The organism is Devosia aquimaris (assembly GCF_020169335.1).
GTDB classification, from domain to species: domain Bacteria; phylum Pseudomonadota; class Alphaproteobacteria; order Rhizobiales; family Devosiaceae; genus Devosia; species Devosia aquimaris.
The window spans coordinates 681652-704680 of the sequence record NZ_JAIEZN010000001.1 but is presented as its reverse complement, the minus strand read 5'-3'; the positions used below and the strand labels follow the sequence as shown (position 1 = coordinate 704680).

The 23029-nt window shown below is 64.6% G+C and carries 23 protein-coding genes; 17 read left to right on the top strand and 6 right to left on the bottom strand.

From position 1 onward, the window contains the following. Nucleotides 1–110: 110 nt before the first annotated feature. A complete protein-coding gene (locus tag K1177_RS03350; RefSeq protein WP_224701911.1) occupies nucleotides 111–896 on the top strand; it encodes a class I SAM-dependent methyltransferase in 786 nt (261 codons plus the stop codon). Nucleotides 897–900: 4 nt separating this feature from the next. On the opposite strand, the gene K1177_RS03345 is transcribed toward K1177_RS03350, so the two are convergent. Beyond that, on the bottom strand, nucleotides 901–1905 hold the full coding sequence (locus K1177_RS03345; RefSeq protein WP_224701910.1) for a substrate-binding domain-containing protein: 1005 nt from the start codon (nucleotides 1903–1905) through the stop codon (nucleotides 901–903). Between the two features lie 356 nt (nucleotides 1906–2261). Between K1177_RS03345 and K1177_RS03340 the strand changes: the two genes are divergently transcribed. From K1177_RS03340 to K1177_RS03320, 5 genes are read left to right on the top strand one after another with little or no spacing between them, the layout of a single operon-like run. Beyond that, complete coding sequence (locus tag K1177_RS03340; RefSeq protein ID WP_224701909.1) at nucleotides 2262–3206, top strand: dihydrodipicolinate synthase family protein; 945 nt, start codon at nucleotides 2262–2264, stop codon at nucleotides 3204–3206. A 58-nt stretch (nucleotides 3207–3264) separates the two neighbouring features. Continuing rightward, nucleotides 3265–4218 (top strand): phosphoglycerate dehydrogenase, encoded by a 954-nt coding sequence (locus K1177_RS03335; RefSeq protein ID WP_224701908.1) that lies wholly within the window; start codon nucleotides 3265–3267, stop codon nucleotides 4216–4218. A gap of 17 nt (nucleotides 4219–4235) precedes the next feature. Further along, on the top strand, nucleotides 4236–4778 hold the full coding sequence (locus K1177_RS03330; RefSeq protein ID WP_224701907.1) for a TRAP transporter small permease: 543 nt from the start codon (nucleotides 4236–4238) through the stop codon (nucleotides 4776–4778). After that, nucleotides 4778–6052 (top strand): TRAP transporter large permease, encoded by a 1275-nt coding sequence (locus K1177_RS03325; RefSeq protein WP_224701906.1) that lies wholly within the window; start codon nucleotides 4778–4780, stop codon nucleotides 6050–6052. The genes K1177_RS03330 and K1177_RS03325 overlap by 1 nt, the downstream gene beginning before the upstream one ends. Before the next feature lie 46 nt (nucleotides 6053–6098). Next, nucleotides 6099–7103 carry a TRAP transporter substrate-binding protein gene (locus tag K1177_RS03320; protein WP_224701905.1) on the top strand — a complete coding sequence of 335 codons (1005 nt, stop codon included), beginning with the start codon at nucleotides 6099–6101 and terminating at the stop codon, nucleotides 7101–7103. 83 nt (nucleotides 7104–7186) lie between these two features. Here the strand turns inward: K1177_RS03320 and K1177_RS03315 are convergent, their stop codons facing one another. The 5 genes from K1177_RS03315 to K1177_RS03295 all read right to left on the bottom strand — a co-directional run bounded on the left by K1177_RS03315 (nucleotide 7187) and on the right by K1177_RS03295 (nucleotide 12898). Beyond that, a complete protein-coding gene (locus K1177_RS03315; protein WP_224701904.1) occupies nucleotides 7187–7915 on the bottom strand; it encodes an ABC transporter ATP-binding protein in 729 nt (242 codons plus the stop codon). After that, on the bottom strand, nucleotides 7894–8577 hold the full coding sequence (locus K1177_RS03310; protein WP_224701903.1) for an ABC transporter permease: 684 nt from the start codon (nucleotides 8575–8577) through the stop codon (nucleotides 7894–7896). Before K1177_RS03310 ends, K1177_RS03315 begins: the two co-directional genes overlap by 22 nt. Before the next feature lie 104 nt (nucleotides 8578–8681). Next, on the bottom strand, nucleotides 8682–9656 hold the full coding sequence (locus K1177_RS03305; RefSeq protein ID WP_224701902.1) for an ABC transporter substrate-binding protein: 975 nt from the start codon (nucleotides 9654–9656) through the stop codon (nucleotides 8682–8684). Nucleotides 9657–9759: 103 nt separating this feature from the next. Beyond that, nucleotides 9760–11694: a MacB family efflux pump subunit gene (locus K1177_RS03300; protein WP_224701901.1), complete on the bottom strand. Its 1935-nt coding sequence runs from the start codon at nucleotides 11692–11694 to the stop codon at nucleotides 9760–9762. 1 nt (nucleotide 11695) lies between these two features. After that, nucleotides 11696–12898, bottom strand: a complete 1203-nt coding sequence (locus K1177_RS03295; protein WP_224701900.1) for an efflux RND transporter periplasmic adaptor subunit — start codon at nucleotides 12896–12898, stop codon at nucleotides 11696–11698. Nucleotides 12899–13293: 395 nt separating this feature from the next. On the opposite strand from K1177_RS03295, the gene K1177_RS03290 reads away from it, so the two are divergent. The 11 genes from K1177_RS03290 (at nucleotide 13294) to K1177_RS03240 (ending at nucleotide 23002) form a co-directional block, all read left to right on the top strand. Further along, the gene (locus K1177_RS03290) at nucleotides 13294–14325 is read left to right on the top strand and encodes a zinc-dependent alcohol dehydrogenase (RefSeq protein ID WP_224701899.1); all 1032 of its coding nucleotides are present in this window, start codon (nucleotides 13294–13296) and stop codon (nucleotides 14323–14325) included. Then, entirely contained in the window at nucleotides 14322–15188 is an 867-nt protein-coding gene (locus tag K1177_RS03285) for a sugar phosphate isomerase/epimerase family protein (protein WP_224701898.1), read from the top strand. The genes K1177_RS03290 and K1177_RS03285 overlap by 4 nt, the downstream gene beginning before the upstream one ends. A gap of 37 nt (nucleotides 15189–15225) precedes the next feature. Further along, nucleotides 15226–16212 carry an SDR family oxidoreductase gene (locus K1177_RS03280; RefSeq protein ID WP_224701897.1) on the top strand — a complete coding sequence of 329 codons (987 nt, stop codon included), beginning with the start codon at nucleotides 15226–15228 and terminating at the stop codon, nucleotides 16210–16212. Nucleotides 16213–16537: 325 nt separating this feature from the next. Further along, the gene (phnF, locus tag K1177_RS03275; protein ID WP_224701896.1) at nucleotides 16538–17293 is read left to right on the top strand and encodes a phosphonate metabolism transcriptional regulator PhnF; all 756 of its coding nucleotides are present in this window, start codon (nucleotides 16538–16540) and stop codon (nucleotides 17291–17293) included. Continuing rightward, the gene (locus tag K1177_RS03270; protein ID WP_224701895.1) at nucleotides 17286–17741 is read left to right on the top strand and encodes a phosphonate C-P lyase system protein PhnG; all 456 of its coding nucleotides are present in this window, start codon (nucleotides 17286–17288) and stop codon (nucleotides 17739–17741) included. The genes phnF and K1177_RS03270 overlap by 8 nt, the downstream gene beginning before the upstream one ends. After that, nucleotides 17741–18271 (top strand): phosphonate C-P lyase system protein PhnH, encoded by a 531-nt coding sequence (phnH, locus tag K1177_RS03265; protein WP_224701894.1) that lies wholly within the window; start codon nucleotides 17741–17743, stop codon nucleotides 18269–18271. Before K1177_RS03270 ends, phnH begins: the two co-directional genes overlap by 1 nt. Beyond that, entirely contained in the window at nucleotides 18271–19347 is a 1077-nt protein-coding gene (locus K1177_RS03260; protein WP_224701893.1) for a carbon-phosphorus lyase complex subunit PhnI, read from the top strand. The genes phnH and K1177_RS03260 overlap by 1 nt, the downstream gene beginning before the upstream one ends. Further along, nucleotides 19344–20258: an alpha-D-ribose 1-methylphosphonate 5-phosphate C-P-lyase PhnJ gene (locus tag K1177_RS03255; RefSeq protein ID WP_224701892.1), complete on the top strand. Its 915-nt coding sequence runs from the start codon at nucleotides 19344–19346 to the stop codon at nucleotides 20256–20258. Before K1177_RS03260 ends, K1177_RS03255 begins: the two co-directional genes overlap by 4 nt. Continuing rightward, nucleotides 20255–21076 carry an ATP-binding cassette domain-containing protein gene (locus tag K1177_RS03250; protein ID WP_224701891.1) on the top strand — a complete coding sequence of 274 codons (822 nt, stop codon included), beginning with the start codon at nucleotides 20255–20257 and terminating at the stop codon, nucleotides 21074–21076. Before K1177_RS03255 ends, K1177_RS03250 begins: the two co-directional genes overlap by 4 nt. An 8-nt stretch (nucleotides 21077–21084) precedes the next feature. Then, complete coding sequence (locus K1177_RS03245; RefSeq protein ID WP_224701890.1) at nucleotides 21085–21819, top strand: phosphonate C-P lyase system protein PhnL; 735 nt, start codon at nucleotides 21085–21087, stop codon at nucleotides 21817–21819. After that, nucleotides 21806–23002: an alpha-D-ribose 1-methylphosphonate 5-triphosphate diphosphatase gene (locus tag K1177_RS03240; protein ID WP_224701889.1), complete on the top strand. Its 1197-nt coding sequence runs from the start codon at nucleotides 21806–21808 to the stop codon at nucleotides 23000–23002. Before K1177_RS03245 ends, K1177_RS03240 begins: the two co-directional genes overlap by 14 nt. Nucleotides 23003–23029 lie beyond the last annotated feature (27 nt).

The following is a 23029-nucleotide window of genomic DNA, read 5'->3' as shown; positions in this document are numbered from 1 at the left end:
GCCATGCACTCCGGGATTGAAAGACACCTCGACCTATGAAATATGACAATCGGAATCAAGAATTATCTTTTAGAGCAATTCCAAACAATTAGGCGTCACCAGGTCAGGCAATGAGCGAGCTGAGCAACTATTCCATCCGCGACGAAATCCGCGAGTTCTGGTCCGAACGGGCCGCCACATTCGATCAGAGCGTGGGCCATGAGGTGTTCAGCGAAAGCGAGCGCCGCGGCTGGCACCGGCTGATCCGCAAACACCTGGGCGATGGCCATGGACGGCCCCTGCTCGACCTGGCCTGCGGCACGGCGGTGATCTCGCACCTGATGCACGACATGGGCTTTGCCGTGACGGGGCTCGACTGGTCAGAGGCCATGCTGGAGCAGGCGCGCGCCAAGGCGCGCAAACGCGGCACGGACATCCGCTTCATCATGCGCGACGCCGAGCGCACGGGCGAGCCGGATGGCAGCTATTACGCCATCACCAATCGCCACCTGGTGTGGACGCTGGTGGATGTGCCCGCCGCCTTTGCCGAATGGCACCGGCTGCTGCAGCCTGGCGGGCGCCTGCTGATCGTGGATGGCAATATGGGCCAGCGCAACTGGGTGGCGCAGCTGCACAAGCAGGTCGACCGCCTGCTGGGGCGGGCGCCGGCGAAGGGCCATATGTCGCCCGAGATGATGGAGCGCAACCGGCGCATCCGCCAGCAGGTCTATTTCCGCGACGGCATGCCGGCCGAGGCGGTGGTGGCGCTGCTGGAGGCGGCCGGCTTTGTCGAGATCGAGGTCGACCGCCGCATGTGGGACATCCACTGGGCGCAAGCGCGCAAGAGCAGCTTCTGGCGCGGCGCGGAGCGCCTGGCGTCAGAGCGGTTCGCCATCTGCGCGCGCAAGCCGGGCTGACGGTTCACGCGCGGTAGGCGACCAGATCCGTGTCGACATAGGTCAGCACGTCAGCCGGGGTTTCCTTGCGGATCAATTGCGCGAGCGTGGCAAAGGCATGATCGGCCAGGCCGCGCTCGTCCTGGCGTATGACAAAGACCGGGTTTGGCAAGTATTCAATGATGGCAGAATAGGCGAAGGTCCCCGCGAGCAGGCCGGGCGGAATGGCGCCCAGCCGCGTGCGGATGGCCCGCATGGCGCCATGAAAGATCAGCAAAGAGCCAAAGATCAACCCGTCGGGCAAGGTGCCGCGGCTATCGAGCAAGGCTTCCACGAGGGCATAGCCCCCCTCTTCGGTATCCTGGTCGGACGAGCGCACCGAAAAGCGCGTAGCGGCGTCAGGTAGCTGTGCGGTTGCGCTTTCAAAGCCACGGATACGCTGCAGTGTTGTCGGGTTTGCCGGACTGCCGGTGAGGAAGGTGATCTCTCGGGCGCCCGCAGCAATGAGCCGTCCGGTGACGGTCTCTGCGCTGACAAAGTGATTGCTGGTGACGACAAAGCCGTCATCGCCCTCAAAGCGCCGGTCAATCTGGACGATCGGCATTTCCGCCTTGCGGCCGCCTGCGGGCAGGCTGCGGCGCGGTTCGCAGGGGGTGAGAATCACGCCATCAACTCCGCGGGCGGCAAAATTCTCGAGCGCCAGGCGTTCCACTTCCGGGCTTTCCGCGGTTGAGGTGGTGACCAGGATAAAGCCCTGTCGACGGCAGAGCTGCTCGAGCGCAGCGGCCAGACGCGCGAAGAAGGCATTGGCGATGTCGGGAACGATAAGGCCCACAGTATGGCTGCGCGCCAGCTTCAGGCTGCGCGCCGCCTGATTGTAGCGATAGCCATGCTCGGCGACATAGGCCTCGATGATCGCGCGCGCCTTGGGGCTGATGCGGTAGTCATCGGACTTGCCGTTGATCACCAGCGTGACCGTGGTGCGCGAATAGCCCGTGTCGCGCGCAATTTCCTTGATCGTCTTTGCCATGAAGCGGCGGTCTTCCCCATTGGTGGCTGCCAGTATGGCCGACCTTGCGCCGAGCGCGCCCGAGCAAATTTGTATTGGCCCGACAAGTCCTTGGCAACAGACGCCGACTGCCAGGCCCGGCAGATATCCACCGGGTGGAGCATGCGCGTCCACCCCCTTGTCCTGACGCGCCAATTTCGCTAAATGTCCTTTGCTAACTTGTGTGAGCAAGCTTTAGCGGGTGAGGAGAAATCTCGACATCAGGGCTCATTTCCGGGCGCGATTGCGCACGTCCGTGACCCTGCAGCAACCACTCTCTTGCGAGAGCGGTCGTGATGGTCTCCGCGCCAGTTTTGACGCAAAGAAGGTATGACCTGGTGACCGCTACTGCTGCTGAACTTGACCGCCACTCCGGCATCTGGCCGGTGATGCTCACTCCGTTCCGGGAGAACCTCGAAATCGACTGGCGGTCGCTGGAGCGACTGATCGACTGGTATGTCGCCAATGGCGTGCACGGGTTGTTCGCAAACTGCCAATCGAGCGAGATGTTCTTCCTGTCCGACGCCGAGTCGGTGCAACTGACCCGCTTCATCGTCGAGTATGCCGATGGGCGCGTGCCCGTGGTGGCGTCGGGCCATACGGCCGACACCTTTGCCCATCAGGTCGAACAGATCTCAGCCATTGCCGACACTGGCGTGGACAGCGTGATCCTGATTTCGAACCGCCTCGCCACGGCGGACCAGTCCGACGCCATGGCGCTGGATTGGCTGCAGCGCCTGACCGACGCCGTGCCGGCGCCGATCACGATGGGCGTCTATGAATGCCCCTACCCCTATAAGCGCCTGCTGTCTGACGCGGCGGTGGAGTGGTGTGCCAAGTCGGACCGCTTCACCTTCGTCAAGGACACGTGCTGCAATATCGAGACCATCCGGCGCCGCATCAAGCTGATCGAAGGCAGCCGACTGCACCTGCTCAATGCCAACGCGCAGACCCTGCTCGATACGCTCAAGGCCGGCGGACACGGCTATTCGGGCGTGATGGCCAATTTCCATCCCGCGCTCTACGTCTGGCTGGTCGAGAATTGGAGCAAGGCTCCGGACAAGGCCGCCGTGCTGTCGGAAATCCTGACGCTGGGCGCGCTGTCGGAATATCTCGACTATCCGGTGAACGCCAAGGATTACCACATGCAGATCGGCACCTTCGAGAGCCGCATCTGCCGCAGCCGCCCCATCGGCAGCTACGACGCCCTGCATTTCCCCACCACGGTGGCGCAGATGCAGAGCCTGGCCGCGCGCTGCAAGCAACTGATCGGCCTGGAATAGGCCCGGGCGGGCCGGATACGCATCCGGCCCGCCCCCAGAATCGTCTGAGGAAATGATTTTGACCCGTACCGTATTGGTAACCGCCACGAACTACTCGCGCCTGTGCAGCCAGGGCAAAGCCCTGCTGGAGGCGCATGACTGTCGCGTGATCGAAAACGACTTCGGCCGACCAATGACCTTTGATGAGCTGTCTGAGCGCATCGGCACGGTGGACGCTGTCGTGGCCGGGGTCGACACCTGGAACGAGGCCGTGTTCGCCATAGCGCCGCAGCTCAAGGTGATTTCGCGCTTCGGCGTGGGTGTCGACAATATCGACATCGAAGCGGCCCGGGCCCGCGGTATCAAGGTGACCAATGCAGCCGGCGGCAATGCCAATGCCGTGGCGGAACTGACCATCGGGCTGATCATTGCCGCCATGCGCGGCATTGCCGACCTGCATGCGTCGACCCGCAAGGGCGGCTGGGACCGCTTTGTCGGCGAGGAACTGGTCGGGCGCACGGTAGGCATCCTGGGCTTTGGCAATATCGCCCAGAAGATCGCGAAAAAGCTCAGCGGCTTTGACGTGACCGTCATCGCCTATGACAAGTTTCCCAATGCCGACGCGGCAGCCGCGTTGAACGTGACACTGGTGGATGCCGAGGTCGTGCTCACCCAGTCCGACATCGTCTGCACGATGCTGCCCAGCCTGCCCGAGACGCGCCACTACATGAACGCAGCCAGCTTCAGCCGCATGAAGGACGGGGCCTATTTCATCAATACGGCCCGCGGGGCGCTGGTGGATGAAAGCGCACTCAAGGTGGCGCTCGACAGTGGCAAGCTGCGTGGCGCGGCCATTGACGTCTACGAACGTGAACCGAGCGATCCGGCCAATCCGCTGTTCCACACCCCGGGCATAGTGACCACGCCCCATACGGCGGCCGAAACCTATGAGACCTACAGCAGCATCGGCGTCCTGACCGCCCAGGCCGTGATCGACGCGCTCGATGGGCGCACGCCACGCAACCTCCTCTGAGCGATAGGTACACAACCATGCCGGTTCTGAGATTCATCGACCAGAAGAGCGAGAAATACCTGCTCACAGCCATACTGATCACGATCTCCGTGGTGCTGGTGGTGCAGGTCTTCATGCGCTACGTGCTGAACAGTCCGCTCGTCTGGGCCGAGGAACTGGCCCGCTACCTGCTGGTGTGGTGCACGATGATCGGCACCAGCCTGGCGGTTCGGGAATCGCGCCACATCATCGTGGACTTCGCGCCAGTGCTCTTCGGGCCACGCTCGATCGGCCTGTTCCGCATAATCTCGATGGCCGGCATTATCGGGTTCGGCATCGTCATCATCGTCTACTCGGTCCCCTTTGTGCTGCGCGTGCAGCAGATGAACCAACTGTCACCGTCTCTCGAGATACCGATCTGGTGGGTCTATCTGGCACTGCCGGTCGGCGCCGCGGCGTCGATCCTGCGCGCCATCCAGCAGCTCTACCTGCAGTTTCGCTACGGCCTTGCCGCGCCAGAGCCCGAGACTGTGGAAACCACCGCGATCGCGTCTGAACTGCAAGAAAAGGCTGGCCGCTGATGTATCCCGCACTTGCCCTGGGCTCATTCATTGTCCTGCTGTTCCTGACGGTTCCGATTGCCATTGCCATTGGCCTGGCATCGTTCGTCCCCGGCTGGCTGGGCGCACCTGTCAATCCCAGCCAGGTGATCCGCACGATCGTCACGGCGCTGGATTCCTTTCCGCTTCTGGCTGTGCCCCTGTTCATGGTGGCCGGTGACATCATGACCGCCGGCGGACTGGCCCGACGGCTGTTCAACTTTGCCGATGCCCTTCTGGGCCGCCTCAACGGTGGCCTCGCCATCTCGACGGTTGCCGCCTGCATGCTGTTCGGCGCGATCTCGGGCTCATCGCCCGCCACGGTGGCGGCCATCGGCGCCATGGCCATCCCACTGCTGACGGCCAATGGCTACGGCAAGCGCTTCTCGACTGTGCTCGTGGTCACCTCGGGCACGCTCGGCGTGATCGTGCCGCCATCGATCCCGATGATCATCTACGGCATGGCGGCCAATGTGTCGGTGAGCGAGCTCTTCCTGGCCGGTATCGGCCCTGCCATGGTCATTGGTGGCCTGCTGATGGCCTATGCCTTCTGGTACGGGACGCGCCACAAGGCCAATATCCGCACCACGGCCGGTGACATCCCGTTCCTGCAGGCCATCCGTAACAGCTTCTGGGCCCTGCTGGCGCCCGTGGTCGTGCTGGGCGGCATCTACAGCGGCGTGTTCACGCCCACCGAGGCAGCAGCAATCGCAGTCGCCTACAGCGCATTTGTCTCGCTGTTTGTTTTCCGCGAGTTGACGTTTCCGGACCTGGTACGCGTTGTGGGCCGCACGGCCCTGACCATTGCACCGATCCTGATCATTACCGGCACCGGCGCCGCCCTGGGGCGCGTGCTGAACCTGCTGGGCGTGCCGGCCATGCTGGGCGATTTCGTTACCACCATCGTTCACGAACCGCTGTTGCTGCTGCTGTTGGTCAACGCCATCCTGTTGCTCGTGGGCATGGTGATGGAGACCCTGGCGGCCATCATCGTGCTGACGCCAATCCTGCTGCCGGTGATGCTGATCTATGGCGTGGATCCAGTCCACTTCGGCATCATCATGACCGTGAACCTGGCCATTGGCTTCGTCACGCCGCCGGTGGGTGCAAACATCTTCATCGCCACCCAGCTGACCAAGCTGGGCCTGGTGGAAATCTGCAAGGGGCTGCCCATCCCGTTGACCTTGCTGATCGTGGGCCTTGCCATCGTCACCTATATCCCGGCCGTCGCGCTGTGGTTGCCATCGATGTTCTAGGCCATCCAATCCAACTCAAGAGCAAACCAAAAAGGGGAGAGAGACCTTGCGTATTTCCACACTGATGACCGGCTGCACCCTGCTGTCGACACTGGCCTTGGCCATGCCTGCCACGGCGCAGGAGCACACCATGATCATGGCGCACACCCTGTCGGACACGAAGCACCCGATCTACCAGGCGTTCCAGCGCCTCGAGACCGAGATCGAGCAGCGCAGCGATGGTCGCATCGATGTGGTGGACCAGGGCGGCGGCGCGCTCGGCGGCGACCGCGAGACCATGGAAAGCGCCATCTTCGGCGACATCCAGTTTGCCCCGATGTCAAGTTCGGCTGCCGTACAGTTCGTGCCCGAACTGGCGGTGTTCGACATTCCCTATGTCATGCCGGCAGACAAGGACGCACGCTATGCGCTGCTCAATGAAGGCCCGCTGGCCGAGGCGATCAGCGCTGCCATGGAGGCAAAAGGCCTCAAGTTCATGGGCATCATGGATGGCGGCTTCCGCAATCTGACCACCAAGGACACAGAGGTGCACAGCCCCGCTGACATCGCCGCCGCAGGGCTGCGCGTTCGCGTGCAGGAGAACCCCATCCATATCGCGATCTGGCGTGACCTGGGCGCATCGCCCACGCCAATCGCCTTCACCGAGCTTTATGGCGCGCTGCAGCAGGGCGTCGTGGATGCGCAGGAAAACCCCTATGGCCACATCCTCAGCCAGCGCTTCTACGAGGTTCAGAAATATCTGATCAACACCAACCACATCCTGCTGGCCAATGTGAATGCGGTGAGCCTGGAATGGTACAACAGCCTGCCCGAGGACCTGCAGCTTGCGGTGGACGAAAGCTTTGACGTTGCCACCAAGTTCGAATGGGATGTGCAGGCCGAACTGCAGGACAGCCAGCGTGCCGAGCTGGAAACCCACATGACCATCATCGACCTGTCGCCCGAGGAACTGGCACAGTTTCAGGACAAGACCACCGGCGTCGTCGACATGGTTCGCGAGCGTGCCGGCAATGAGATTGTCGACACCCTGCTGACTGCCCTCGGCAAGTAATCCAAATCCTCCCGGATTTGACGCAGACCGGCGCGGGTGACATCACCTGCGCCGGTTTTGCTTTCCGACGCCCTGCCCCGCGATCAACCGACAGTCTCGAAAGCCGCGTCGATCTGCTGGCGATAATTGGCCACGGTCGCGGCGTCCCGATCGGCACGCGGCACCGGCAGAGTGAGATCGGCCAGGATGCGGGCGGGGCGCCCGTCGAGCAGCACGGCGCGGTCGGCGAGGCGCGCCGCGTCCTCGGCCAGGTGCGACACGAAGATCACCGTCGGCCGTGCCGCCGCGATCAATTGCGCAAAGACCTGCTGCATCTCGCTGACCAGCGCGCGGTCGAGCGAGACAAAGGGTTCGTCCAGCAGCAGGAGCCGCGCATTGACCGCCAGCGCCCGGGCCAGCGCCACGCGGCGCTGCATGCCGCCTGACAGCTGGTGCGGATAGAGGTCGCCGACATCGGCCAGGCCCACAAGCGCCAGCGCGTTCAACGCCGCTTCGCGGCTGGTGGCGGGGTTGACGGCGCAGATATTGTCGATGGCGCTGAGCCAGGGCAGCAGGCGGGGATCCTGGAACACAAAGCCGGGCGGTGGTGCGGCAGCGGCAGGCATGCCATCGATGGTGATGGTGCCGGAATATTGGGTGTCGATCCCGGCCAGCAGGCGCAGCAGTGTCGATTTGCCAACGCCGGACGGGCCGACCAGCGCTACTGTGCTGCCCGGCGCAATGGTCAGGTGCAGTTGTGCCAGCACGGCTGGTCCCTGCGCGGCAAAGCGCTTGTCGGCAATCGCGATGTTCAGGGCCGGACCGGTCGCCATCGCCCCACCCGCCGCTCGAGCGGCCGCAAGATGCCATATTCGAAGGCCAGCACGACGAGGATGAAGCTCGCCGTGTAGGCCAGGATGCCGGCAATGTTGAAGAACTGGAACATGATGGCAATGCGATAGCCGATGCCGCCATCGCTGCCGAGCACCTCAAAGACCAGAACGATCTTCCAGATCAGCGACAGGCCGGTGCGTGCCGCCGCCAGCACAAAGGGCATGAGCTGGGGCACGAAGATGAGCCTGAGCCGCCGCAGGCGCGACAGGCGGAACACGGCGCCCAGCTCGTCGAACTCGGCAGCAAAGCTGCGTACGCCCTCGCGAATGGTAGTCGCCACCAGGGGGATCTTGTTCAGCGTCACCGCCAGGATCAGCGCCAGGTCGGTGAGCCCGAGCCAGATATAGAGCACTATGGCCACCACGATGGCCGGCAGGTTGAGCCCCACCACCAGCCAGCCCGACAACAGGCTATCGAGCCAGCGCAGGCGGCCCATGGCGATGCCGATGGCTGTGCCGATCGCCATGGCCAGCACGAAGGCGACGCCGGCGCGGAACAGGGTCTTGCCCAGATCGGGCAGCAGGCGGCCGCCGGTCGCCAGCGTCCACATCTGCCCGGCCACATCCATCGGGCTGGGCAGCAGGCGATGGGCCAGAGCCATGGCGAGGGCCTGCCACACCAGCAACAGCAGGGGAATGGACAGCCAGTCCAGAAGCCGCGACGGCTGCCGCGTGCCGGTCGTGCCCGTGGCTGTGTGCGAACCGCCTATTTGCTGAAACCCTTCCAGAAGGTGCCGGGATCAAGCGCCTCGCTGTCGCCCACCAGATCGGACCCGCCGAACCTGGCCATCAGGGCGAAGGCCTGCTTGGCCGGTTCGGTGTGGGCGGGATCATAGTGGGCCACGATGCCGGCGCGATAGTCGTCACGCAGCCGCAGAAACAGCGCCTCATCGGCTTCCGCGCCCATCAGCGCGCGCAGCGGTTCCCACACCGCATCGTCATGCAGCAGGCGATCCTTGGCCTCGAAGGAGGCATTGAGGAAACCGACAAGGTCATCATGCCTGGTGTCGGCCGTCTCTTCGGTGAAGGTCCAGCCGAGAAGCGGCGGCTGCTCGGAGACGCCGAGATCGGCCAGCATGCGCGCGACCGGGATCAGCTCGCTGGCCCCGGCGGCCTTGGCGCGGGCATTCCACTGCCAGAAATTGAGCGCGGCGTCGGCGCCGCCATTGCCCAGCAGCTCGTTGACCAGCGGCGGCGCGCCATAGTTGGCGGTGACATCATCGACCAGCCGTGCGCCGGTGACGCTGTTGTAGTACGCTTGCAGCGTCACCCAGCTCTTGTCCACCGGCCCGCCGGCCACGGCGATGGTCTTGCCCTTGAGGTCGGCCACAGTGGTGATGGCGCTGCCCGCCGGCAGCATCAGCCCGCCCACCGCCAGCGAATGGGGCACCATGGTCACGGTGCCGCCCTGATGGCGCTGCAGCGATACCCAGACGAAGTCCGACAGGATCACATCGACGGCCCCGGCCTGCAGCGCAATCTGCCCGGCGCGGCTATCGGCAAGCGGCCGAATCTCCAGCTCGACGCCATGCTTCTTGTCGAGGCCCAGGGCAGAGATCGTCGCCAGCTCCCACTGCACGGTTCCGCTCTCTTGCGCTCCCAGCACCAGCGGCGCGGCCAGAGCCGGTCCGGCCCAGGACAGCGCCAGCGCAGCAACAGCGACATGAACAAGACAACGCATCGAAAACAGCCCCCGTGATGAGCCGCTATCGCTATCATCCCGAAGCGGCCGGGAACATAGGCGAGTGGTGGCTGACAACGGCTTGGCGTTTGCAGGGACCGGGTCAATCCCGCGAAAGAGCGTCCACCGGATCGAGAAGCGCTGCGTTTCGCGCCGGGAAGAAGCCAAAAACCAGGCCAACCACAGTCGCTGCAGCACAGGCCATGGCGATGGACTGGACCGAAAAGATCATGGGAAAATCGCCATCTGCCCCGCCAATGGTCGCCCCGGCGACGAGGGCGAGGCCGACCCCGAACACCGCGCCTGCGCTGCAGATCACAGTCGCCTCGACGAGGAACTGGAGCATGATGTCGGAGGTCCTGGCGCCGACCGCCATGCGCAGGCCGATCTCCTTGGTTCGCTCCGTCACCGACACCAGCATGATGTTCATCACCCCGATGCCGCCGACCGTCAGGGCAATGATGGCGACAGCGGTGATCAGCTGCGAGACAGTCTGCGAGGTGCGTTCCATGGTCTTGCGAATCTGGTCGCTGTTGAAGACGAAAAAGTCCCTGGTGCCGTGGCGATAGCTCAACAGCTTGGTCAGGCCAGCCTCGGCCGCAGCGGAATTGGCGCGGTCCTGCAGGCGCACGGTAATCCCGTCGAGACGCTGCGATCCGGACATGCGTGCGGCGACGCTGGTGTAGGGCATATAGACCACGATCTCGCTGCCACCGCCGGACGGCGGATTGGCCGCCACGCCGACGACGACAACCGGGACACGGCCGACCATGACGATCTTGCCCAGGGCGTCACCGCCGCCGAACAGACGCCTGGCCATGTTCAGATCGATGACCGCTTCGGTGCCGGCCCGATCGACCTGGTCGGTCCCGAACATCCGGCCCGCCACAAGCTTGCGGCCATAGACCTCGAAGTAATCCGTCCCGACCCCGCGTATCGACACGTTCACGCTCTTGGCGGCGTAGCGCGCCTTGGCGCTTGTCATCACATTTGGCGTGACGGCGCGCACATAGCTCATGGTGGCAATCGCCGCGCTGTCGGACGCCACCAGTGTCCGGATGGTGCCGGCCCTTTCGTCTCCCCAGCCGGTGCCTGGATAGATCTCGAGGGTACTGGCGCCCAGGTCGGCGAGCTGGGTGGCAACGCGTTCCTTGGAGCCCTGCCCCACCGCGACCACCGCTGCCACGGCGGCGACGCCGATGATGATGCCCAGCATGGTGAGGAAGGTTCGAAGCGGTTGAGCAATCATCGAGGTGACCGCCATTCGCGCTGCGTTTCCAACGCCTTGCGCAAAACCGGTAATCCAGGAGGGACGCTTCCGTGCGCCAGTTTCTAGAAGGGGAACCGCAGGCTTCTCGCGCAGGCGACGATCGGCGATGATCCGGCCTGCACGAATTTCGACCACCCGGTCAGCCTGTTCGGCGACAGCCATGTCATGGGTGACAATGATGATGGTGTGCCCAAGAGCGTTGAGCTCCTTGAGAATCTCCATCACAGCCTCGCCGCTGCGCGTATCGAGCGCACCGGTGGGTTCGTCCGCGAGTATGACCTCGCCACCGTTCATCAGGGCGCGCGCAATCGAGACGCGCTGCTGCTGACCGCCGGAGAGCTTGTTTGGCCGATACCCGATGCGCTCTGCCAGCCCGAGCCGGGTGAGCAACTCGTGCGAGCGCCGGGCGCGATCGGCCGAACCGACGCCTTCATAGACCGCGGGGACTTCGACATTGGCTGCCGCCGTCAGATTGGACATCAAGTGATAGCGCTGGAAGATGAAGCCGAAGCGCTCGCGCCGGAGCCTTGCGAGATCGTCGCGCCCGAGCCGAGAGACCTCCTCACCGGCAAAGACATAGCTGCCGCCGGTGGGACGATCGAGAAGGCCGAGAATGTTCATCAGCGTGGATTTGCCCGATCCGCTGGCGCCCACGATGGCCAGCATTTCGCCGGCCTCGATGGAGAGGGTCACCCGGTCGAGAGCCTTGACGGTCTCGCCCCCCATTTCAAATTGCCGCTGCAGATCCGTGATTTCGATCAGCGCCATGTCAGAACATCTCGCCCGCAGATGCGGTGTCCACCGGCGCCTCGGCGGCGGTCGCCAGGACGATCTTTTCCCCCGGCTGCAGTCCCTCGATCACTTCGGCGTTGACCTTGTCGTCCACTCCGATGCGAACGCGCCTGGCGACAGTGGTGCCATCAGCATTCAAGACGGTGACGGTGCGCATGCCGTCCTCGTCGTCGACCGACAGGGCCCCGCTTGGCACCGTGATGACGTCCTTCGCCCGTGCCACCACGATATGGACCTGTGCCGTCATCAGCGGACGCAAGCGGCCATCGGGATTGTCGACCTTGAACAGTCCATTGAAGTAGATCGCGGTGGGGTTGGCAGCCTGGGTGCCGTCCACCGTCTGGGTCGTCAGCGAGATCGGCGCCGGCTCGACCGCATCCAGCTTGCCGTCGAAACGACGCCGGCTATCGCCGAGCAGGGTGAACCAGAGCTCCTGCCCCGCCTTGACCTTGTCGACATCGGCCTCCGAAATCTGGACCTTGACCGACATGGTATCCATCTGCGCGACAACGACGACCGTCGGAACGGTCTGCGCCGCATTGAGGGTCTGCCCCTCCTTGGTCACGACGGAAATGACGACGCCGTCGATGGGCGTCACGATGCGCGTATAGCCCAGGTTTAACTTGGCGATATCGACCTCGAGCATGGCGCGTTCGACCTGGGCATCGAGCGAGGCGATCTCTGCCTTGACCACATCGCGCGCGCTTTTTGCGGCTTCATAGTCGGTCCTGGACGTCGCATTGCTTTCCAGAAGCCCCTTTTGCCGCTCGAATGTTGCCTCGGCCTGGCCAAGGCTGGCGATCCGCGCATCGCGCTGTGCCCGCACGCTTGCCAGCGATGTTTCAGCGATCTTGAGGGCATTTTGTTGCGGCAAGGAGTCGATTTCGGCGACCAGCGTTCCCGCAGCAATTCTCTGGCCCAGGGCAACGTGGAGCTTTTTGACCTGACCGGAGACCTGCGCGCCGACGTTGACCATTTTGGAGGGTTCGAGCGTCCCGCTTGCCAGAATCGCCTGCTCGATATCGCCCCTGGTCACCTCGGCAGTTTCCATTTCGGCCGAACTGTCCGTTGGGCGCAGCACATAAAACCAGGCCCCGAGGCCCACGGCTGCAATGGCGGCAACGGCAAACAAGACGGACCTGACGTTGCGGCGTCGTCCGCCGGGGAGAATGTTGGACAAGCGGAAGCTCCTTCGCCAATCAGGCTAAGCAGGCAATGACCACGTCGCGTGGTGATTTGGTGCAGAACGGGTGCAGGGACGGTGCATGACCGCATGCCGGACACCACGCTTGGCCGGGGTTTGCTGCGCCATCCCCGCCCGGCGAGGACGCAAGCCCGCGGGGGCTGGCTGACGGCGACCGGTCTCTAGGCTCGGGTGTTGTGGGCACCGTTGGTGCCACGCCCCGCATTGGCAACTCAAACCCATCAGGACCTTTCAGCACTGATCGGAAGCCTGCCCGGATGTTCTCGACTGGAAGACAAGGCCACGCCAAAGAGCAGTGCTGGACGCGCCAATGCGCGCGTGCTGAACTGTGGCATCGCAGGTCAACGGCGCAAGACCGCCCTGCGATCGTTGTGGAGGCGAAAATTCTGACAGTTGAGATCACCGGCCCGCGTGCGGCGCTGGTCGCCGAACGGCCTGAGCCAAGCGCGGCGGGCGACGTCGTCAAGGTGCAAATCCTGGTGGCGCCGATGTGCACCGAATGGCAATCCTGGCGGGCCGGCAAGCCGGGCGGCGAGCTGGGACACGAGGCTGTCGGCGTCGTCGTGGATGCCGCGCAGTCGACGCGTCTCAAGCGCGGCGATCGCGTGATCGCCATGCCGCATTGGGGATGCGGTCAGTGCCCGGCCTGTCGCGCTGGCGAGCATATCCATTGCACCGAGCAGCGCGACCTGCTGGCCGAGACGGGTTCGCGCTGCGGCCTGGGCGGCTATGCGCAATTCCTGCTCAAGCCCGATTACCTGCTGTTCCCGGTGCCGGACGATATCAGCACCGACCATGCGGCAATGGCCCTGTGCGCCCTGGGTCCGAGCTTTACCGCCATGCAACGCATGCAGCTTTCCGAACGTGACACCGTGCTGGTGTCGGGTTGCGGGGCGGTTGGCCTGGGCGCCATCGTCAATGCCCGCACCATCGGCGCCCGCGTGATCGCGCTGGAGCTCAACCCCTATCGCATCGCGCTGGCGCGCGCGCTTGGCGCTGAACACGTGCTTGATCCGCGGGCGCCTGACCTGATCGAGCAGATCCGCGACCTGACCGGCGGCTATGGCGTCGATGCCGCGATCGAGACCAGCAACAATGAAGCCGCGCCTCCTGTGGTGCTTGAGCTGCTGCGACCGCGTGGTCGCCTGTCTTTTGTCACCTGGAGCGGTGCGCTGCCGGTCAACCGCATCACCGGCAAGGGCATAGACATCTTCGGGTGCTGGCACTGGAACCATGATCGCCATGGCGACCAGATGATGCAGCGTGTGCGGGACGCGCGGCCGCTGCTGGACCTGCTGACCACACATCGATTTGCCATGGACGCGGTAAGCGAAGCCTTTACGCTGCAGGAGACCGGACACTGCGGCAAGGTGCTGCTCTATCCAAACGGGGTGGCATCATGACCCTTCGTCTTGGCGGATATGGCATCGACTATGACGGCGACCCGGAGGCCTATGCCCGGGCCCATGTCGCCTTTGGCTACAATGCCGCCTATATGCCCAATATCAGCATCAACAATCGCGACGAGATTGCCGCCATCATCAAGGCCATGGCGGATGCCGACGTCATCATCGCCGAGGGTGGCGCCTGGAAAAACCTGATTGCCCATGACGATGCGCAACGGCAGGCCAATCTCGACTATGCCGTGCATCAGCTGGCACTCGCGGACGAACTGGGCGCACGCGCCTGCGTCGCCTTTCACGGCACAGTCGGCCACGCCGGCGACCCGTGGCGGCTGAGCGACAACTACGACTATGGCCCGCATCCCGACAACCAGAGCGAGGCCGGGTTCCAGCGGGCGGTGGAGACGGCGCGCTACGTCATCGATGCGGTCAAACCCAAGCGCGCCAAGTTCTCGCTGGAAATGGTGCCCTGGCTGGTCACGGATACAGCCGAAAACTACCTCAAGCTGCTCAAGGCGATCGACCGGCCGCAGTTCGGCGCCCATATCGATGCGGTGAACATGGTGATCACCCCACGGCTCTATTTCAACACCGGGCGGATGATCCGCGACGCATTCGCGCTGCTCGGCCCCTGGATCGTCTCCTGCCACGCCAAGGATATCGTGATGCAGGGCGGGCCGGGAACGATCTCGTTCCATTTCGATGAAGTGCCGCCCGGCGAGGGCAATCTCGACTATGCTGCCTATCTTGCCGAGATCGCGAAACTGGGACGGGAGGTGCCCTTGATGCTCGAGCATTTTGGCGTGCCGGAATACCGACGCGGCCTCGCCCATATCAAGTCGATTGCCGGCGCGGCAGGCTAGCGCCGCCCAACCCCTTTTGTAAGTTGAGGATTATCCAATGGCTATGACTGTACTTTTCATCGGCGGCACCGGGCAGATTTCCTATCCCTGCGTCGCCGATGCCGTCGCCCAGGGGCACAAGGTGAGCGTCTACAACCGCGGCAAGCGGCCGGACGCCTTGCCGGCCGGGGTCACCTCGATCGTGGGCGAACTGGCCGGACCGGAATATGCCGAGCTCGCCAAAGCCAAATATGACGTCGTCTGCCAGTTCATCGCCTTCACGCCCGACCAGGTGGAGCGGGACATCGAGATTTTTTCCGGCCATTGCGGGCAGTACATCTTCATCTCTTCGGCCTCGGTCTACCAGAAGCCGGCGCGGCACTATGTGATCACCGAAGCAACGCCGGCGATCAATCCATACTGGCCCTATAGCCAGGCCAAGATCGCTTGCGAAGACCGGCTTACCGCCACCCAAGGGCTGGCCTGGACAATCGTCCGCCCCAGCCACACGGTGCGCACCGGCCTGCCCATCATGATGGGCGACAGCGACATCATGGCCCGCCGCATGCTCGACGGCGAAGCCACCATCGTTGCCGGCGACGGCAATACGCCCTGGACCCTGACGCGGTCGGTGGATTTCGCCGTGCCCTTCGTGCGGCTCTTTGGCAAAGCGGCCGCGCTCAACGAGACCTTCCACATCACCAATGATCGCGCCCACATCTGGGACGATATCCAGAAGGCCATCGCCCGCCTGCTCGGCGTCGAAGCCAAGATCGTGCATGTGCCAACCGATACGCTGATCCGGTACAATCCGGACTGGGTCGGGCCGCTGGTGGGCGACAAGGCCTGGACGGCGATCTTTGACAATTCCAAGGTGAAGGGCGTCGTCGGCGACTTCAGCTGCGCCGAGAGCCTGGACGAGATCCTGGCCGAACCGATTGCCCATCTCAAGCAGCGCCTCGCCAGCAACCGCCCGCCCAAGGGCGATTTCGACGCGCTGGTCGATCGCATCTGCGCAGAGCAGTCGGCCCTGGGCATGCGGTAAAGCCGGGCCCCTCCCCGGGCCTCGCGGCGTAATATGGCAGCCAAAGCCGGCGCGCGATCCCTATCGCCTGCCTCAACCGTTGGGGGCGCTTGTCAATGTTTGGACAAGCGCTGCCCGGCCGGAAGGGTGACGGCGACAATCGGCGAAAACCGGCCCTTGTCATGCCATCGCGCTTTTAGCCGGCTAGGCTCGGGCCGCCTGGGGCCAAGAAGCCCGGCCCACAGTGGTTCGAGGCTTGCTGGAATGGCAGCGGCCCGGTTCGTCACCAGCATGTCACCTGCACGCGCTACACCCCAACTCATCCGAATGAGTTGGCGAAGACTTTATGCGCAGTCGTGGACAATCGTGGGAAGCTACCCGGGACAGAATTAGCGCGGAGATCGCGGCAGGCCATCTGGCGCCTGAATCCCGCCTGCCGGCGGAGCCCGACCTCTGCCTGCTCTACAACACGCGCCGCCATTCGCTGCGCCGCGCGCTGGCGGCCCTGGTCGCCGAAGGCAAGCTGCGGGTCGAGCATGGGCGCGGCACCTTTGTCGAGCGCGCGCCGCTGATCAACTATGTCGTGGGTCCGCGCACCCGCTTCCGCGAGAACCTGATGGCCCAGGGCCTGACCGGCTCGGGCCAGGCGCTTTCCGAGGCGCAGGTGCCGGCCAGCGCGCGCGTCGCCGCCGCGCTGGGCATCGCGCCGGGCGCCTTGGTCACGGCGCGCTCCTGGCGCGGCTTTGCCAATGATCTGCCGATCAGCCTGGGCTGGTCCTATCACGATGTGGCGCGCTTCCCCGATATCGCCGAGCGCCGCAAGACCAACCCATCGATCACCCAGATCTACAAGACCTATGGCATCGCCGACTATCGCCGGCACAGCACGACGGTGTTCACCCGCCTCGCCAATGAGCACGAGACAAGCCTGTTGATGATGCGGCCGGGCCAATCGGTGCTGATCGTGCAGAAGATCGATGTGGACCTGGACGGCCGGCCGATCGGTTTCTCCGAGGCGGCCTGGGCCGGTGATCGCGTGCAGTTCACCTTTGAGAATGCCGATGTCCGCGGGACGCCCAGCGAAAGGATCGACGATGTTTAATGAAGCCAATGGCGGCAATGGGCAGGATCGGCCTGGCCATGCCGAGGCGCTGAACCTGCTGGCCCGGGCGCGCCCGGAGGGTCTGAAGGCCCTGGCCGAACAGCTGCTGGAGAATTTGGGCGATATCAGCGTGATCGAAAACCGCACGGGCCTGGTCATGGTGCCCATGCGCGACACGGTCGAGAATGTCGACTTCCACCTGGGCGAAGTGCTGGTCAGCCAGGCCCATATCATGGACCCGTCCGGACACGTCGGCTACGGCATGGTCACCGGGCGCGATCTCGAACGCGCCATGGCCATGGCGGTGGTTGACCTGGCGATGGCTATCGACCCAGCGGCTGCTCCCATTTCCGAGTTCTTGGCCAGCGAGCGTGATCATCTTGCCCGGCTGGACGATGCCCGCATGCGCCGGGTCGAGGCCACTCGTGTTGAAATGGAAACGTTCTGATGCTGACCGTATCCCTGCCCGATGCTGCCGAGGCCCGTTGCAACAAAACGTTCGAGGCGCTGATGTGGGCCATGGCGCGGCCTGGCCAGGTGCGTGACATGGGAGAGCCGGGCCTAGCTCCCGTCGTTGAAGCGCTGATCGACCGCGAATGCGTCGTCCACAGCGACAGCGCCACGCTCGCCCCGTTCATTGCCAATACCGGCGCAACGCCCGGCACCATCGAGATGGCCGATCACCTGTTCCATGAGACCCTCGACATCGAGGCGCTGGTGTCCGTTCGCTGTGGCACTGCGCTCTATCCCGACGATGGTGCGACGGTGGTGCTGCAGGCGGCCCATGGCAGCGGCACACGCCTGCGGCTCAGTGGCCCCGGCGTGGATGGAGTCTGCGACATCACGTTGGCCATTCCGCCAGCCTTCTGGTCGCTGCGCGCTGCGCTCTGCGCCTATCCCGAGGGCTTTGATCTGTTGCTGGTCGACGCGCGCGCGGTGATCGGCATTCCCCGCTCCACTCACGTCGAGGTGCTTTGATGGCCTATGTTGCGACACGTGGTGGCGAGAAGGCCATCGAACAGGCCGAGCGGCTGTTCCGGGAGGAGTTGGGCACCATCGACATGGCGCGCGTCGCCGCGATCCGCCAGTCCATGCCCTATCTGATCGATCGGGTGATGGGCGAGGCGTCGCTCTATGACGAGGACATGGCGGCCCTGGCGCTGGCCCAGACCGGGGGCGAGCTCTCCGAGGCGGTGCTTGTGCTGCGCGCCTGGCGCACCACCCAGCCGCGCCTCGCCGTCGCCGCGCCATTGCTGCAGGAGGACCTGCTGACCCAGCGGCGCATCTCGGCGGCGTTCAAGGACATTCCCGGCGGCCAGATCCTGGGGCCGACGCTGGACTATTCCCACCGCGTGCTGGCCACCGATGTGCTGGAGGGCAAGCCCTTTGCGCCACCCGCCGTCGAGCCTGCCGCCCAACCTGCGCCTGCCCATCAGCCCTCACTGGCCGATTGGCAACGTCAGCAGGGGCTGGTGGCGCCGGCCAAGCAGAGCCATGTCGCGCCCGATGACATCCCCGACCTGACCCGCGAGCCATTGCTGTTCCCGGCGTCGCGGGCCCACCGGCTGCAGAGCCTCGCCCGCGCCGAAACCGGTGGCGTGCTGGCGCTGGGCTACGCCGCCATGCGCGGCTATGGCAATGCCCATCCCACCGTCAACGAACTGCGCCTCGCCGAAGCCGAAGTGGTTGTCCGCCACCCCAGCGGCACGCCGTTCTCTGCCGGGCGGGTGCGCGTTTGCCAGGCCGAGGTGACATCGAAGGAAAAGGGCGGCTATCTCGAACTGGGCTTTGCCGCCAGCTTTGGCTGGAACGAGGTCAAGGTCATCGCCGCCGCCACGCTCGACCTCAACTCTGCCGAGGCGCCGGTGGGCTCACCGGTGCATGAGGAATTCTACCTCTACCACACCGAAAGTGTCGAAGCCTCGGGCTTCTGCATCCATTTCAAGCTGCCGCACTACGTCACCTTCCAATCCGTGCTCGACGCCATGCGCGACGCCAAGGCCAAGGCCGCCGCGACGCCCGTCGAAGCCGAGCAGATGGAGCCCGCAGAATGAGCCTTTCTTCCCTGACCAAACCCTGGGCGGCCACCAGCTATGGCTTTCTCGACGCCTCGGCCAAGCGCGAACTGCGCCGCAAGATGCTCAAGGCCATCGCCGTGCCGGGCTGTCAGATGCCCTATGCCAGCCGCGAAGTGCCGATGGCGCGCGGCTGGGGCACCGGCGGATTGCAGGTCACGCTGACCCTGGTCAATCCGGCCTCGACCGTCAAGGTCATCGACCAGGGCGCCGATGACGGCGTCAATGCCGCCTCGATCCGCCGCTTCATCAGCCGGGTCTCGGGCGCCAGCGAGACCTGGGACACGCTTGGGGCCTCGATCATCCAGTCGCGCCACCGTGTCCCCGAAGAGACCCTGCGCGAGGATCAGATCCTGGTGCTGCAGGTGCCCAATCCCGAGCCGCTGCGTGGCGTCGAACCCAATATGTCCATCGCCCGGCAGATGCATGCCGATGCCGATTATGGCCGTCTGTGGCTCACCCTTTATGAGCAGCTCGTGCGCAAGGGTCGCATCATGCAGGGCGCGGCCTATCCCAGCCTGGTCAATGGCCGCCATGTGATGACGCCATCGCCGATCCCGCGCTGGGATGTGCCCAAGCTCAACATGGCCAAACACCTGACCTTCCTGTCCGCCGGGCGCGAAAAGCGCCTTCATGCCGTGCCGCCCTACACAAAGGTGGAGCCGCTGGTCTTCTCCGACCGGCCCTATCGCGTCGAGGATCACCAGCAGTTGGTGTGCCGGCGCTCGGGCATTGCCGGCTATTTCATGAATGAAATTCCCCAGGACGATGGCAGCTCGAGCTTTGAAGTCTCCGACAGCAATCTGGGTATCAAGGCGATCCGCCGTGCCGAGGGCGAGACCGTCGACATCGGCCAGACCTGGTATCGCGGCGGGGAGTTCTCGGCATGAGCATTGACATGAGCGTGTCACCGGCGCCGCTACTGCCGCCGCAGCTGATGCAGACCGAGGCCCTGTTGACCATGCGCGGCCTCAGCCGCAGCTATGGCGCGGTGCGCGCCCTGCGCAATGTCGACGTCACCGTCTATCCCGGCGAGGTCATGGGCGTGGTCGGCGAGAGCGGCTCGGGCAAGTCGACACTGCTGCGGATGATGAACCTGGAGGATACCCCCGATCGCGGCGACTATCGCCTGCGCCTGCCGGATCGCGATGATTGCAATCTGTTTGACCTCGGCCGCTACCAGCGCCGCATGCTGTGCGCGCACCATATCGGCATCGTCTACCAGAACCCCCATCTCGGCCTGCTCATGCGCCACAGCTCCAGCGGCAATGTCGCCGAACGGCTGCTGATCGCGGGCGAGCGCAGCTTCGACGTGCTGCGCAGCAAGGCGCGCGACGCGCTCGACGCTTCCGAGTTTCCGCTGGCCCGCATGGATGCACGGCCCGCCGAGCTCTCGGGCGGCATGCAGCAGCGCGTGCAACTGGCCAAGGCCATTGCCCTCGAACCGGCGCTGCTGCTGCTCGATGAGCCGACCACCGGCCTCGATGTCAGCGTGCAGGCCCTGGTGCTCGATACGCTCAAGCGCCTGCAGCGCGACCGGCACATCACCATGGTGCTGGTCAGCCACGACCTGGGCGTCATCCGCACCATGGCCGACCGCGTGCTGGTGATGCGCCATGGCGAGGTGGTGGAACAGGGGCTGGCCGACCAGGTGTTCCAGGATCCCCAGCACCCCTATACCCAGCAACTCGTGCACGCCAAACTCTAGGGATGATGATGCAAACCACCGAACCGCTGCTGCGTGTCCAGGGTCTGGCAAAGACCTTCCGCATGTATCATCTCGATAGCATGCTGCATGCCTTCGAGGGCATCAGCTTTGATCTTCATGCCGGGGAATTCCTGCTGCTCAAGGGCCGCAACGGCGCCGGCAAATCCACGCTGCTGCGCACGCTGTGGCGCAGTTACCTGCCTGTCGACGGCCATATCTGGTATCGGTCGCAACTCGGCATGATCGATCTCGCCCGCGCCGCCGATGTCGATATCGCGCTGCTGCGCCGGCAGGAGATTGGCTTTGTCACCCAGTTCCTCAATGCCCGCCCGCGTGTTGCCGCGCAGGACATTGTTGCCGAGCCGCTGCGTCTGGCCGGCCATGCCCCGGACGCGGCGCTCGAGCAGGCCCGTCACTGGCTCGGCGAATTCGGCGTGCGCCCTGAACTCTGGCGCGCCTACCCCAGCACGTTTTCGGGCGGCGAGCAGCAGAAGGTCAACCTGGCCCGCGCCCTCATCCTGCCACAGCGCCTGCTGTTGCTGGACGAACCCACGGCTTCGCTGGATGCCGGCGCCCGCGCGGCCCTGGTGCGCCGCCTCGCCGACCTCAAGTCATCCGGCGTCGCCATCATCGGCGTGTTCCATCATCCGGGCGATGTCGCCCAGCTCATCGATCGCGAGATCGACCTTGCAACCCGCGTCATCGCCGACGACAGCGAGAGGATCGACCATGTGGCTCTCTGATTTCCGCATTGTACTCAATGACGCCATCATCGAGCATGGCGCCCTGCGCATCGAAGACGGCGTGATCGCCGAGATCCGCCAGAACCCGGTGGACGGGGCCGATATCATCGGCGCGGGGCTGCTGCTGATGCCGGGCATGATCGACATGCATGGCGACATGATCGAGCGCGAGATTGAGCCGCGCCCCGGCGTGCGCATGCCTATGGAGCTGGGCCTGCGCGACCTTGATCGCAAGCTGGCCAATTCGGGCATCACCACCGCTTATGCCGCCGTCTCGTTCAGCCCCGGCTCGACCTATGGCCACATGCGCAGCTACGAGTTCACCAGCGAAATGATCCGCGCCGTGCGCGCCCATGCACCGAGCCTTTTGATCGACCATCGCGTGCATGCCCGCTTCGAAGTGACCTTTCCCGCCGCCCTGTCGGTGGTCAAGGAACTGATCGCGGAAGGCTCGGTTGACCTGATTTCCCTCTGCGACCACACCCCCGGCCAGGGCCAGTATCGTGACCTGACGTTGCAGGCCGCCAATATGGCCAAGTCCAAGGGCATCTCGGTTGAGCAGGCCATGGCCAATCTCAACCAGCGCATTGCCGACCGCCGCGAAACGGCCGGCGACCTCACCGCCACGCTGCGCGCCATCACCCAATACTGCGCCCTGCATGGCGTGCCGGTCGCCAGCCATGACGACGACACGGTCGAAAAGGTTGAGCAGATGCAGGCGCTCGGCGCCAATATCAGCGAATTCCCGGTAACGCTGGAGGCCGCCCGCGCCGCACAGGCCCGTGGGATGCTCAATGCCATGGGCGCCCCCAATGCGCTGCGCGGCAGCTCCTATTCCGGCAATCTTTCGGCGCGCGAGGCGCATGCCCATGGCGTGCTCGACCTGCTCGCGGCCGATTACCATCCCTCGGCCATGCTGCCGGCAGTGCTGGTGCTGGGCAAGACCGACCCCGATGGCCTGCCCGGCGCCACGCGCCTGACCACCAGCAATCCCGCGCGGGCCCTGGGCCTTGAGGATCGCGGCAGCATTGCCGAAGGCCTGCGCGCCGACCTCATCATCGCCGATGACTCTGGTGTCGGTCACGTTCGCGCCACCCTGTCCAAGGGTGCCATCGTCTATTCCGACGGCAGTCTCGGCGCCGGTCACCGCATTCGTCACGGTGATGTCATTCGAATGAGTTAACGCTGTCACTGACGCCAGCTAGTCTCG

Excerpts from the sequence above, each read along its gene's own strand:
- K1177_RS03255 (WP_224701892.1), top strand. The coding sequence starts at position 19,344 with ATGAGCCTTTCTTCCCTGACCAAACCCTGGGCGGCCACCAGCTATGGC.
- K1177_RS03315 (WP_224701904.1), bottom strand. The coding sequence starts at position 7,915 with ATGGCGACCGGTCCGGCCCTGAACATCGCGATTGCCGACAAGCGCTTT.
- K1177_RS03305 (WP_224701902.1), bottom strand. The coding sequence starts at position 9,656 with ATGCGTTGTCTTGTTCATGTCGCTGTTGCTGCGCTGGCGCTGTCCTGG.
- phnH (WP_224701894.1), top strand. The coding sequence starts at position 17,741 with ATGCTGACCGTATCCCTGCCCGATGCTGCCGAGGCCCGTTGCAACAAA.
- K1177_RS03260 (WP_224701893.1), top strand. The coding sequence starts at position 18,271 with ATGGCCTATGTTGCGACACGTGGTGGCGAGAAGGCCATCGAACAGGCC.
- K1177_RS03270 (WP_224701895.1), top strand. The coding sequence starts at position 17,286 with ATGTTTAATGAAGCCAATGGCGGCAATGGGCAGGATCGGCCTGGCCAT.
- K1177_RS03245 (WP_224701890.1), top strand. The coding sequence starts at position 21,085 with ATGCAAACCACCGAACCGCTGCTGCGTGTCCAGGGTCTGGCAAAGACC.
- K1177_RS03330 (WP_224701907.1), top strand. The coding sequence starts at position 4,236 with ATGCCGGTTCTGAGATTCATCGACCAGAAGAGCGAGAAATACCTGCTC.
- K1177_RS03325 (WP_224701906.1), top strand. The coding sequence starts at position 4,778 with ATGTATCCCGCACTTGCCCTGGGCTCATTCATTGTCCTGCTGTTCCTG.
- K1177_RS03280 (WP_224701897.1), top strand. The coding sequence starts at position 15,226 with ATGGCTATGACTGTACTTTTCATCGGCGGCACCGGGCAGATTTCCTAT.
- K1177_RS03285 (WP_224701898.1), top strand. The coding sequence starts at position 14,322 with ATGACCCTTCGTCTTGGCGGATATGGCATCGACTATGACGGCGACCCG.
- K1177_RS03350 (WP_224701911.1), top strand. The coding sequence starts at position 111 with ATGAGCGAGCTGAGCAACTATTCCATCCGCGACGAAATCCGCGAGTTC.
- K1177_RS03250 (WP_224701891.1), top strand. The coding sequence starts at position 20,255 with ATGAGCATTGACATGAGCGTGTCACCGGCGCCGCTACTGCCGCCGCAG.
- phnF (WP_224701896.1), top strand. The coding sequence starts at position 16,538 with ATGCGCAGTCGTGGACAATCGTGGGAAGCTACCCGGGACAGAATTAGC.
- K1177_RS03300 (WP_224701901.1), bottom strand. The coding sequence starts at position 11,694 with ATGGCGCTGATCGAAATCACGGATCTGCAGCGGCAATTTGAAATGGGG.
- K1177_RS03240 (WP_224701889.1), top strand. The coding sequence starts at position 21,806 with ATGTGGCTCTCTGATTTCCGCATTGTACTCAATGACGCCATCATCGAG.
- K1177_RS03345 (WP_224701910.1), bottom strand. The coding sequence starts at position 1,905 with ATGGCAAAGACGATCAAGGAAATTGCGCGCGACACGGGCTATTCGCGC.
- K1177_RS03310 (WP_224701903.1), bottom strand. The coding sequence starts at position 8,577 with ATGGCTCTGGCCCATCGCCTGCTGCCCAGCCCGATGGATGTGGCCGGG.